The organism is Streptomyces sp. HUAS TT11, from assembly GCF_051553595.1.
GTDB lineage: Bacteria > Actinomycetota > Actinomycetes > Streptomycetales > Streptomycetaceae > Streptomyces.
Window position 1 is genome coordinate 5,849,272 of record NZ_CP196184.1, and the last position, 11,072, is coordinate 5,860,343.

At 71.1% G+C, this 11,072-nt stretch carries 11 protein-coding genes and 1 pseudogene; 8 read left to right on the forward strand and 4 right to left on the reverse strand.

The features are described 5' to 3' along the window. Positions 1–138: 138 nt before the first annotated feature. From ACSHXN_RS26125 to ACSHXN_RS26135, 3 genes are read right to left on the reverse strand one after another with little or no spacing between them, the layout of a single operon-like run. Positions 139–855, reverse strand: coding sequence for an NADPH-dependent F420 reductase (locus tag ACSHXN_RS26125; protein WP_356112310.1), 717 nt, complete (start codon positions 853–855; stop codon positions 139–141). A gap of 19 nt (positions 856–874) precedes the next feature. Continuing rightward, positions 875–1,906 (reverse strand): LLM class flavin-dependent oxidoreductase, encoded by a 1,032-nt coding sequence (locus tag ACSHXN_RS26130; protein ID WP_355138957.1) that lies wholly within the window; start codon positions 1,904–1,906, stop codon positions 875–877. Continuing rightward, the gene (locus tag ACSHXN_RS26135; RefSeq protein WP_355138955.1) at positions 1,899–2,948 is read right to left on the reverse strand and encodes an LLM class flavin-dependent oxidoreductase; all 1,050 of its coding nucleotides are present in this window, start codon (positions 2,946–2,948) and stop codon (positions 1,899–1,901) included. The genes ACSHXN_RS26130 and ACSHXN_RS26135 overlap by 8 nt, the downstream gene beginning before the upstream one ends. Positions 2,949–3,425: 477 nt before the next feature. Between ACSHXN_RS26135 and ACSHXN_RS26140 the strand changes: the two genes are divergently transcribed. Continuing rightward, the gene (locus tag ACSHXN_RS26140; RefSeq protein ID WP_355138953.1) at positions 3,426–4,115 is read left to right on the forward strand and encodes a VCBS repeat-containing protein; all 690 of its coding nucleotides are present in this window, start codon (positions 3,426–3,428) and stop codon (positions 4,113–4,115) included. Between the two features lie 48 nt (positions 4,116–4,163). Further along, a complete protein-coding gene (locus ACSHXN_RS26145; RefSeq protein WP_438303804.1) occupies positions 4,164–4,646 on the forward strand; it encodes a MarR family winged helix-turn-helix transcriptional regulator in 483 nt (160 codons plus the stop codon). Between the two features lie 370 nt (positions 4,647–5,016). On the opposite strand, the gene ACSHXN_RS26150 is transcribed toward ACSHXN_RS26145, so the two are convergent. Beyond that, a complete protein-coding gene (locus ACSHXN_RS26150) occupies positions 5,017–5,667 on the reverse strand; it encodes an FMN-dependent NADH-azoreductase (protein ID WP_438303806.1) in 651 nt (216 codons plus the stop codon). 150 nt (positions 5,668–5,817) lie between these two features. On the opposite strand from ACSHXN_RS26150, the pseudogene ACSHXN_RS26155 reads away from it, so the two are divergent. From ACSHXN_RS26155 to ACSHXN_RS26180, 6 genes and pseudogenes are all read left to right on the forward strand, one after another. Then, positions 5,818–6,477, forward strand: a pseudogene (locus tag ACSHXN_RS26155) (nitroreductase); the annotation flags it as partial. A 420-nt stretch (positions 6,478–6,897) separates the two neighbouring features. After that, complete coding sequence (locus ACSHXN_RS26160) at positions 6,898–7,812, forward strand: patatin-like phospholipase family protein (protein ID WP_438303807.1); 915 nt, start codon at positions 6,898–6,900, stop codon at positions 7,810–7,812. Further along, entirely contained in the window at positions 7,809–9,032 is a 1,224-nt protein-coding gene (locus tag ACSHXN_RS26165) for a macrolide family glycosyltransferase (protein WP_356293654.1), read from the forward strand. Before ACSHXN_RS26160 ends, ACSHXN_RS26165 begins: the two co-directional genes overlap by 4 nt. 3 nt (positions 9,033–9,035) lie before the next feature. After that, positions 9,036–9,524, forward strand: a complete 489-nt coding sequence (locus tag ACSHXN_RS26170; protein WP_355138943.1) for a hypothetical protein — start codon at positions 9,036–9,038, stop codon at positions 9,522–9,524. After that, a complete protein-coding gene (locus tag ACSHXN_RS26175; RefSeq protein WP_355138941.1) occupies positions 9,521–10,459 on the forward strand; it encodes a hypothetical protein in 939 nt (312 codons plus the stop codon). The genes ACSHXN_RS26170 and ACSHXN_RS26175 overlap by 4 nt, the downstream gene beginning before the upstream one ends. Positions 10,460–10,683: 224 nt before the next feature. Continuing rightward, complete coding sequence (locus ACSHXN_RS26180; protein ID WP_355138939.1) at positions 10,684–10,986, forward strand: hypothetical protein; 303 nt, start codon at positions 10,684–10,686, stop codon at positions 10,984–10,986. Positions 10,987–11,072: the final 86 nt, after the last annotated feature.

Below are 11,072 nucleotides of genomic sequence, written 5' to 3' on the forward strand. Positions count from 1 at the left end.
GCTCGGCCGCCTCGACGCCGAGGACCGCGCGGGGGTCACAGCGCGGCAGCCGGCCGCACGGCCCGGACGTCACGCCGGGCCGTGCGGCCTTGTCGTCGGAGGCATGCCGAGCGGGCCTCGGCCCGGCGTCGGCGAGGGTCAGGCGGCGGTCTCGGCCGACGCCGCGGCGGCCGCCCGTGCGCCGAGGACGGTCCGCCCCCGGTCCGACTCCGGGAAGCGGTCGAGCATCCCCCGCAACTCCTCGGCGCCGACATCGGCGCCGAAGGGCTCGGTGCCCGGCTCGAGTCGCACACCTTCGGCCAGCGGGCCGGCGACGACGGGGTCGAAACCGAGGGCGTCGACGAGGTGCGCGACGGTCGCGAGGTCGTCCGGCCCGTCGCCGGCGATCGCGATCGCCTTGCGTCCCGGTGCCCCCGCAGGCCGCGCCTCGTCCTCGAGGTCGTGGTACCCCATGTGGTTGAACGCCTTGACCACACGCGCTCCGGCCAGGTACGCCTGCACGATCTCGCTGGAGGAGGTCAGCGGGTCGGTGAGGTCCTCGCGGATACCGTCGACCTCCCACCAGTAGTTCATCGCGTCGACGACGAGCTTGCCCCGCAGGGCCTCGGCGGGAATGCTCCGGTACTTCCCGAGCGGCAGCGCCAGGACGACCGCGTCCGCCTCGGCCGCGGCCTGTTCGCCGGTGACGGGGACGGCGCCGGGCGTGAGGACTTCGACGGTGAGGGCGATCTTGTCGGGATCACCCGATCCGGCGATGAGCACACGGTGGCCGGCCGCGACGGCGAGCCGGGCCAGCACGGTCCCGACCTTCCCCGCGCCCAGGATGCCGACGGTGCCCACGGCGGTGGTGTCCATGTCTTCTCCGTTCACGGCGTCAGCCTGCCAGTATGTCGCGGACCATCGGGATCACCTTGCTGCCGTACAGCTCGACGGCGCGCAGACGGGCGCTGACGGGCTGCGTCCCCGAGCTGTAGATGAGGTCGAACCGGCCGACGCCGAGTGCCTTGACGGCGCGGGCCATTTTGCGGGCGACCGTCTCGGGGGAGCCGACGTAGAGGGAGCCGTGCTCGATCTCTGCGTCGTACTCCTCCCTGCGGATCGCCGGCCACCCCCGCAGGGCGCCGATGCGGTCGCGGAGGACCCGGTAGTACGGCCAGTGCAGTTCCCTGGCCTCCTCGTCCGTGTCGGCGATGAAGCCGGGTGAGTGCATCCCGACCGGATGGGCGGTCGTGCCGAACTTGTCGGTGGCGCGCCGGTAGAGGTCGATATAGGGGGCGAACCGCTCCGGGTTGCCGCCGATGATGGCGATCATCAGCGGAAAGCCGTAGTGCGCGGTGCGGACGACCGACTGGGGGGAACCACCGACCCCGACCCAGGTGGTCAGGTGCCCGGACTCGGTCTTGGGGAAGACGTCGGCGTTGTCGAGCGCGGCCCGCTTGGTTCCGCTCCAGGTGACGGGCTTCTCCTCGAGCAGCTTGGCGAACAGCTCGATCTTCTCTTCGAACAGCACGTCGTAGTCGCTCAGGTCGTACCCGAAGAGGGGGAACGACTCGGTGAAGGAGCCGCGTCCGAGGATGACCTCGGCCCGGCCGTTGGAGAGCGCGTCCACGGTGGAGAAGCGCTGGAAGACGCGGACCGGGTCGTCGGAGCTCAGCACGGTCACACCGGAAGCCAGCCTGATGCGTTCGGTCCGCGTGGCGATACCGGCGAGCACGGTCTCCGGACTGGAGATCGCGTACTCCGGCCGGTGGTGCTCGCCGAGAGCGATGACGTCGACGCCGGTCTCCTCCGCGAGGACGGCCTCGTCGACGACCTGCCGGATGGCACGTGCGTCGGACACCGGGTTGCCGGTGTCGTCCGTCGGCACATCGCCGAACGTGTCCAGACCGAAGACGAGATCAGACATGGGTGGGCTCCTTCGTGAGCAGTTGCTTCACCCGCGGGGCGACTTCGCGTCCGAGCAGCTCGATGGTGCGGGCTCGGGCTTCGCGGGGCAGGTCCAGGACGTCGTACTTGAGGTCGAAACGGCTCAGACGCAGGTCGCGTGCCATCGTGGCGATCTTGCGGGCGACGGTCTCGGGTGAGCCGACGAAGAGCGCGCCCGACTCGACCTCCTGCAGGTAGCGCTCACGGGTCGGCTTGTAGAAGCCGCGTTCCTCGGCGAGTCGGGCGACCAGCGGCTGCCAGTACTTCCACCAGGTCTCGAGCGCCTCCTCGTCGGTCTCCGCGACCATCCCCAGCGAGTGCTGGGCGACCGGTCGCTTCGGGTGTCCGAGCTGCTCGAGTGTGCGGTGGTAGAGCTCGACGTGGCCGGCGAAGCGCTGCGGGCGCCCGCCGATGATGGCCAGCATGAGCGGCAGGTCGTAGCGGGCCGCGCGGACCACGGAGTTGGGGCTGCCCCCCACACCGATCCAGGTGGGGATGCCGCCGGGCGGCATCCGGGGATGCAGTTGCTGCTCGACGAGCGGCGGCCGGAACCTCCCCGACCAGGTCACCGTCTCCTCGCGCTGGAGACGCATGAACAGGTCGAGCTTCTCCTCGAACAGCTCGTCGTAGTCGGCGAGGTTGTAGCCGAACAGCGGGAACGAGTCCGTGGCCGACGCCCGCCCGAGCACGAGCTGGGCGCGCCCGTTCGAGACGGCGTCCAGCGTGGAGAACTCGTGGTACAACCGCACCGGATCGTTCGTGCTCAGCACGGTCACCGAGGTGCCGAGCCGGATCCGCTCCGTCGCGGTGGCGATCGCGGCGAGCAGGACCGGGGTGGCGCTGTCGTTGTGGCCGCGGCGGTAGTGCTCACCGACGCTGAACACGTCGAGCCCCACGGATTCGGCGAGCTTGGCTTCCTCGACGATCAGGCGAACCGTCTCGGCGTCGCTCAGGGTGCCGTCGACATCGGTCGCGACCTCCCCGAACGAGTTGAGGCCCAGTTCGAAGCCGTGGACTGTCATGGACTCCTCCTGCTGCGCTCCCCGGCCGTGTGCGGCACGGTGCAGTTAATTGATATGTCAATCGTCTCCCGACTTCCTTGACGAGTCAACTAAAGCAGGTGCCGGCGTCCGGGCAGGGCTCCGTGGATCACCGAGGGGGTCGGTCGCCAGGGCCGGCCGTACCGTGCAGGGACTCCAGGGCGGGGCCCGTACCTGCGCGCCTTGACGGTGCCGAGCGTGTCGCCGGCCTTGTCCGGTTGCGCCTGGGCGATCTCCACGGCCGTGGCACGCACCGCGTCCGCTGCGACCACCCGTGCCCCGGCACGTGTCGTCGCGGTCCTCCCCCCGCGCGCCGTACCGTGCGCAGCGACTGCCGCTCGCGGAGTTCTGCCGGCGCGATACGTTTCGGTCGGGTCGGAAGCAAGCGTGGGGAAAGGCGGTCACGTCATGGGGATCGGGGGACGAACGGCCGGACGGGCGTGCTGCGTACTGGCGCTCGTGACGTCGACCGCACTGGTGGCCGGTTGCGGCGACGGCCGGGGCGATCCGCCCGCGCGTCCGGCCGCCGGTCCCGCGATCGGAAGTTGTGCCACATCCACGGGAGGTCTGGTGGCCGATCTCGACGGCGACGGTACGGCCGACCGTGTCTCTTCCCCGTCCCGCACCGGCGCCGGGCTGACGATCACGTTCGGAGCCGACGGCGGGCGGGGCGCGAAGGTGGGGCCACGGGATCTGGTCGGGGAGCGCGGGCAGGGCGCGAAGGACGTGCTCGCCGTCGTGGCCGACTTCGACCGGGACGGCTGGAACGACCTCTTCGTCGTCGCCACCGGCGCGTTCCAGGGTGACGACCCGGTGCGGCCGGATGTCTCCGAGCTGCGGCTCGGGCCCTTCTCGGCACGCGGACGGGGGCAGAGCGACCATCACGTCGACCTGAGCGAGCCACGTGCGATCGCCGTCGCCGACTACAACCACGACCGCTACCCGGACCTCGCGTCCTACGGTCACGAGGGCGACGGCGTTTATGCGACGACGGCCCGGCTCGGCGGCGTGAAGGGCCTCGACCGGGAGTCCGACGACACGAACAGGCCCTATACGAAGGAAGCCGATCAGACCGACCGGGCGACCCCGGACTCCATGCCCGAGGCCGACCCGGCGGCGTTCCATCCGCTCTGCGGTGGTCATATTTAGTTTCAAACGATACTGTATCGACCGAGTGAATGGCTGTAGGGTGGGTTCATGACCGCTGACGTTCCGCCTCGGACCACCGCGCGTGCGACCGACCGCCCGGGGGACACCTCGCCTTTCGCTCTCGGCCTGCTGCTGCGCAGGGCGCACTGGCGCGCGGCGGCGGTGATGGGCGAGGCGCTTCGGCCGCTCGGCATCGAGTTGCGCCATTTCGCCGTGCTCATCGTGCTGGTCGACCGTGGGCCCACCGTGCAGCGGGACCTGGCTGCGGAAACGGGCTCGGACAAGGCGGGGATCATGCGGATCGTCGACGACCTGGAGAGCAAGGGGCTCGCTGTTCGCAAGGCCGTGCCGGGCGACCGGCGGGCGCGGGCGGTGGAGATCACCCCTCGGGGCATCGAGCTTTTCGACGCGGCTCATGTGCTGGCGGCACCGCTGTCCGAGCGTCTGGTTGCCGATCTGGCGCCAGGTGATCCCGAGCAGTTGGTGGATCTGCTGACGCGATTCGTCTATCCCGCTGACCGCACGGCGTAGACGCTCGCCCGACAGGCGCGCGCCGGCCGCGTCGACGGTTCCTGTGGTCTTTCGCGGCCGGACCGCCCTTGTGGGCTGCGGCCGCCTTCGGCTGACGTCGGCGGTCGAGGCCGGCCGGGTGTTGTTGTCGGCGGAGCCCGGGCCGTCCGTACGGCTACCGCGCCCCGCACCGGGTCGGCCGGATCTCGGCCCCCGCACCCGGAGCCGTTTTCGCGATGCGCGGTCCGTCGGACGGTCGTAGGTCCCCGCCGTCCTCGGTGCCGGATCGCCGCCGGGATGCGGGCGCCGTCGTCGCGGAGGGGGCAGGGGCGACGAAGGCGCCGTGTGACCGACTCGGGCGGAGTGTCACGCGGCGCCCATGGCCGGGGAGTTACGCGGCGAGGCGTTCCGCGAGCCGCCCGGCCTTGGTCGTCGCGTCCTCGAAGGCGCGCTTGCGGGAGGCCTCGTAGAGGGGGACCAGTTCCGACATGGCCGGATTGCGGGGGGCCATGGTGAGTTCCGGGACGATGAAGTCGAGGTCCAGGCCGAGTGTGCCCCTGAGGACGGCCTCCAGATAGTTCTGCACGAACTCGAAGCCCTCGCGCGGGGTGCCCGCCGCGTAGGAGCCGCCACGGCTGGCGACGACGACGGCCGGCGTGCCCTGAGCGGAGGGAGCCGCGCCCGCGGTGCGGCCCATCAGGAGCACGCTGTCCAGCCACGCCTTGAGGGTCGACGGGACCGAGTAGTTGTACATGGGCGCGCCGATCAGGACCGCGTCCGCCCGCTCCAGTTCCTCGATGAGCGTCTGGCGTTCGGCGAACGCGGCGGACTGCTCGGGGGTGCGGTCGAACGGGTCGGTGCAACCGGCGGACCAGGCGTCGGCGGTGATGTGCGCGACGGGGCTGGCGGCGAGGTCGCGGTAGATCACCGTGCCTTGCGGGTGGTGCTTCCGCCACGCCTCGCGGAAGGCGGCCGTGACCGCACGGGACGAGGACGCCTCTCCGGGGAACACGGACGAATCGATGTGCAGCAGTGTGGCCATGGCCTTCTCCGATGTGCAGGGCCCAGGCGGGCGGCCGTGGGTCGGCAACTCTTCTTGGTCGAGATAGTCAATCATGAAATCGTATTGAGTGATACCATCGTGAGCGCAACGATGGCTTGTGCGACCGAGCGGCCAGGGAGGTAGGCGATCATGGACGTCTATGAGGCGGTCACCAGCCGACGGGCGGTGCGCGGATTCACGGACCGGCAGGTCCCGGGAGAGACGCTGCGGCGCGTGTTGTCCGCCGCGGCCTGGACGCCGTCCGCATCGAACATCCAGCCGTGGCACGTCTATGTCCTGACCGGTGCGCCACTGGCCGAGCTCAAGAGGCGCGTCGGCGAGCGGTTGGCCACGGGCGAACCCTGGGACGAGCCGGAGTACGAGCAGTACCCGCCCGAGCTGAAGTCCCCCTACCGAGAGCGCCGGTCGGCCTTCGGCGCGCAGCGCTACGGCTCACTCGGTATTCCGCGCGAGGACCTGGAGGCGCGCCAGAGGGCGGCGTCCGCGAACTGGGACTGCTTCGGGGCGCCCGCCGCCCTGTTCTGCTACGTCGACCGCGGCATGGGCAGACCCCAATGGTCCGACGTCGGTATGTATCTGCAGACCGTCATGCTGCTCCTCCGCGCCGAAGGGCTGCACAGTTGCCCGCAGATGGCGTGGGCGAAGTACCGCACTACCGTCGGGAAGGTCCTGTCGCCCCCGGACGAACTGGTCCTCTTCTGCGGTATGTCGATCGGGTTCGAGGACGTCACGGTGAACCACGCCCGTACGGGCCGGGCGCCGCTCGGGGAGACGGTCACGTTCGTCGACTCGGTCGACACGGCACGACGAGTTCGCCCCCCGGCACGGGGAGCGGCGGCCTGCCCGGCCTCGAGGCTTCACGGTCCACGGACCGGAACCACGGATCTCCCGAAGGGCCGCACCGCGCGCAGCACATGGACGCGGCGCGTCGTCGCACGGATCGGCGACGGCTTCGCCGGACAGGTCCGGAGGCTGGCGTCCCGGATCGGGTTGCCGCCCGGTACCGGCTGAGCAGCCGTCCCGATTCCGTGCCGAAACGAGAAGAGGTAAATCATGTGCATGACCCGTGGCCGGACACCGGTCCCCTGGGCACGTTCGGGCTTGCGCAGGGGCGGCTCGACGAGTGGTCGTGGCCGCGACGGGCGTCGAGCCGCGCGGGACGGCAACGGGGCGCGCTCCCTGTCGTCGTGCCGCGCGCCCGGGGATCCCGTGCCGGGCCTGCAGGGCCTCCCCCGACCCGTGGCCGTCGTGGTGGGTGCGGGCGGCGTGCTCGGCGCGGCGCATGTCGGTGCCGGGTACGCGCTGGAACGGCAAAGATTCGTCCCGGACATGATCATCGGAACCTCGGTGGGCGCCCTCGACGGGGCCATCGCGGCGGCTCACCCCGAAAAGGCCGCCCCGTGGCTGGATCACATGTGGACCCGGTTGCGTCGTCGTGCGGTGTATCCGCTCGGCCACCCGTCCTCAAGGGCCGGCATCTGCACGGATCGCGGCCTGCGCCGACTGATCGCCCGGTCCGGGCTGCCGTCGCGGATCGAGGAGCGTGCCGTCCCGTTCACCGCGGTGGCAATGGACCTGGTCACCGGTGCGCCCGCGTTGCCCGACCACGGAGACCTGGAGTCCGTACTGCTCGCCAGTGCGGCCATGCCGGGGATCCTGCCTCTGGTGAAGCGTGGAGGCAGGACGCTCGTCGACGGCGAAGGGATCGCCTCTGTCCCGGTACTGGCGGCCCTGCAGGCCGCGGCGGCCGGCGTGGTGGTGCTGTCGATCGGGCCGGAGAGCCCGCCCCTGTCCCCGGCCGTCCCGCGCCGACGAGCCGGCGCGATCGCCGCCAGGGCCGCACTGCCGCTCATGCACCATCGGATCGAGCGTGATCTGCGCGAGGTGTCCCGGCAGATCCCGACCGTCGTGCTGCCGAGCGGCATCGAGGCATGGCCGGCCCCGTGGGACTTCGGCCGTTCCCAGCGGCTGATCAGCACGGCGTTGCGTACGGCGGAACGCTTCCTCGACGAGTCGCGCATCAATGGGCCGGGCCCGTACCGGCCCGACGATCCTCCGGCGGCCGCTGCGTCGGCCGGACCGGGCGAGGCATCAACTTTCTCCGCACCAGGGGTCGTTCTGTGAGCACCATCGCGTTCCTCAACATCGCCATGCAAGGGCACGTCAACCCGACGCTGCCGCTGGTGGAAGAACTTGTCCGCCGCGGCCACTCCGTCACCTACCACACGTCGCCCGCGTTCCAGGAGGAGATCGCGGCCGTCGGCGCGACGGTGCGCCTCTACCCGGGGGGCGATCAGCCGCTGCCCGATCCGCCGACGCCGGGCACACTGCTGGCGGGGCTCGCCGGCACTGCCGCCCGCTTGCTGCCCGCGGTGCTCACGGACCTGCGCACGGTCCGGCCCAGCCTGATCGTCCACGACAGCGCCTGCTTGTGGGGTGCGATCGCCGCCCGCGAACTCACGGTGCCGGCCGCGGCATCGTTCACCACGTTCGCGTTCAACCGGCGGGTTCCCAGTCCCACCCGCGGCTCCTGGAGCCTGCTGGCCGAGGCGACGGCTCGACCACGTACCCTCCGGAGCTATCTGCGGTCGCTCCGAGCCCTGCGCAGCGGTTTCGACACACGCGGACTGCCCCTGCTGGACGTGGGGAACATCCGCCAGCCGCTCAATCTGGTCTACACCTCCCGGTCGTTCCAGCCCGTCGTCGAGGACTTCGACGAGTCCTACCGGTTCGTCGGCCCGAGCATCGGCGCCCGACCGGTCGACCCGTCTTTCCCCGCCGATCGGCTTCGGGACCCCGTGCTGTACGCGTCGCTGGGCACGGTGTTCAACGCCGACCCGCACCTGCTGCGCTGTTTCGCCACCGCGCTCGCCCCGCTGGGCGGCACTGTCGTCGTCTCGACCGGGAAGACCGATCCCGACGCGCTGGGTCCGTTGCCGGCCAATGTGCTCGTCCGCCGTTCCGTCCCGCAACCGGAGGTGCTGGCCCGTGCGGCGCTGTTCGTCACCCATGGCGGGATGAACAGCGTCAACGAGGCCATGTACGCCGGCGTTCCGATGCTGGTGGTCCCCCAGGGGGCCGACCAGCCGATGGTGGCCCGTCGTGTCGTGGAGCTGGGCGCCGGTCTGTCGATACGTACACAGGACGTCACCCAGGGCTCCGTGCGTGCCCTTGCCGGGCGTCTGCTGCACAGCCCCCGGTTCCGGACGGCGGCGGCCGCCCTGCGGGTCGCCCAGCGGGAAGCCGGTGGATATCGGCGCGCCGCCGACGAACTCGAGCGGTACCTGCACGGCACCGGCTCGCTCGGACAGCAGCCTCCCGTCGTTCCGTCCGAGCGAGGCTGAGCGGTGCCACTCGTCGTCGCCGTTCTGCTGCTGCTCGCCGGGGTGTCGGAGGCCGCCGGGCGCATCCTGCCCCTGGTGGTGCGCCGCCCGGGCAGGTCACGGACCCGGGTGGCCGGATTGCTGTTGGCCTGTGGCCTCGTCGAGGGCGCACTGTTCGCGCTGTGGCCGCTGACCGCGTGGAGCCTGGCCGAACTCGTGCAGTCCTCCCCGGCGACCGGCACCGGGTTGGCATGGACACCGGGCCTGGTCACCCCGCTGGTGTTCTGCGCCGTCCTTGCGTTTCCTCTGCTCGGGCCCGCGCTCCACCTGCTGCTCCTGGTCGGGGTCGGAGCCGGTCTGGTCGGGCCGGTCGCCGCGGCGACCGACCTGGGCCGATGGGGCTCCGCCGGTTGCGTGGCCCTCGCCGGGGCCGGACTCGGAGCCGCTGTGGAGGCCGTGCGGCGCTCGGTCGTGAGGATCAGCGCCACGACGGCATGGGAGGCGATCGTATGAACGATCTTCTCGTCTGGGTGTGTGTGATCGGCCCTGCTCTGCTCGCCGAAGCCCTGCTGGCGCGCCACGAGGTGCTGGCCTACGGCGCGGCCTGGCGGACCCCCGTCACCGAGCTCCCGAAGGGCGTGCCCTACGCCCGGGGCGCGGAGCCCGGCGACCCCCCTGACGCCTACCTGGTCTACCTGGACGGCATCGGCAAACGCCGCGTCCGTGACAGCCGGGACGGGGGCCGGCTGGTGAAGGCTCTGCTCCGCGGAGCGCCGGAGCTGCGGGTGCTCGGTCAGGTGCTGCCGTACTCCCCGCTGGCCGACCCGCTCGCCGACAGGCCGGTGTGGGCGTGGCTGCGCCGCCGCGTCGGGCTGCTGCTCTTCCTCCACAATGTCATGCAGATCTTCGTGGCCGCCGACAGCCGGTACCGTCCGCTGTACAACCGGGCCCTGGGCTCGCAGATCGCCACTCAGCTCCGGCTCGCCGGCTACCGGCCCGACAGCGGCATCCCGGTCGTGCTGCTCAGCTACAGCGGCGGCGCCCAGGTCGCCACCGGCGCGGTGGACGAACTGCGCGCGCAGCTGGGCTCCCCACTCCTACTGATCACGCTGGGCGGTTTCCACAACGGCGCCAACGACATCGGCCGTGCCGAGCACCTGCACCGGCTGACCAGCAAGTGCGACCGGATCGAGCGGGTCGGCACCTGGATCTTCCCTCAGCGCTGGCGGCTGTTGCGCGCAAGCGCATGGAACCGCGCCCGCCGCGCCGGGAAGATCACCGAGCATCGGCTCGAACCGGCCACGCATGTGGGGCCGCGCAGCTACATCAACCCGACGACACGGTTGCCCGACGGCCGCAGCTACCTGGACCGCACGGCCGACACCGTGATCGCACTCATCCGCGCCCACCACGGGACGAGCGTGGAAACCGACGTCCAGTTGCCCTGAGCCGCCCCGGCCGGAGCATGCCGTACGGTCCGGCGCTGCCCGCCCGAGTCGCCGACGAACGTGGACGGCTCGACGAGGCACGGCGGCTCCCCGGTCAGCTCTTCGCCCCGATCGCTCAAGTGCGGACTTCGTATGCAGGGTGGGAAGCGTTTCGGCATACGCCGGACGGCTTCAGGACAAGCACGTCGAGCCGGGCGCTGCCGGTGCGCGGATAACCTCGGCGCATGACCAGCGAGTCCCACATGCCGCCGTCGGCCCCGACCAAGAACGACTTCGCGAAGGTTCTTTCCTTCATCAGCGACAGGCTCGCCCCGTTGCTGGTGACGGACGATCCCCGATACGCCCCGGTCGCCACATCCCTGGACTTCGCCGTCCGCTACCTGCATGGCATGGCTGAACTGGAATTGGACGAAGGCGGACCCGCGTACAAGCCCTTCAGCGCGCTCACGCGGATCGCGGAGCAGTGGAAGGAACATCCGGACTTCGATCCGGGCTGGACGGAGTACTGGCACCGGCAACGGCCCTGACCACGGGCGCACATGGATCGCGCGGCCCGAATTTTCCGCGACAGGCCGGCCGGCGGCATGACGTCGCCGCAGGACCGGCGGGAACC

Bases quoted from the DNA above. Each gene is read 5' to 3' on its own strand.
- ACSHXN_RS26175 (WP_355138941.1), top strand. From the start codon at position 9,521: ATGAACGATCTTCTCGTCTGGGTGTGTGTGATCGGCCCTGCTCTGCTC.
- ACSHXN_RS26130 (WP_355138957.1), bottom strand. From the start codon at position 1,906: ATGTCTGATCTCGTCTTCGGTCTGGACACGTTCGGCGATGTGCCGACG.
- ACSHXN_RS26150 (WP_438303806.1), bottom strand. From the start codon at position 5,667: ATGGCCACACTGCTGCACATCGATTCGTCCGTGTTCCCCGGAGAGGCG.
- ACSHXN_RS26180 (WP_355138939.1), top strand. From the start codon at position 10,684: ATGACCAGCGAGTCCCACATGCCGCCGTCGGCCCCGACCAAGAACGAC.
- ACSHXN_RS26135 (WP_355138955.1), bottom strand. From the start codon at position 2,948: ATGACAGTCCACGGCTTCGAACTGGGCCTCAACTCGTTCGGGGAGGTC.
- ACSHXN_RS26145 (WP_438303804.1), top strand. From the start codon at position 4,164: ATGACCGCTGACGTTCCGCCTCGGACCACCGCGCGTGCGACCGACCGC.
- ACSHXN_RS26125 (WP_356112310.1), bottom strand. From the start codon at position 855: ATGGACACCACCGCCGTGGGCACCGTCGGCATCCTGGGCGCGGGGAAG.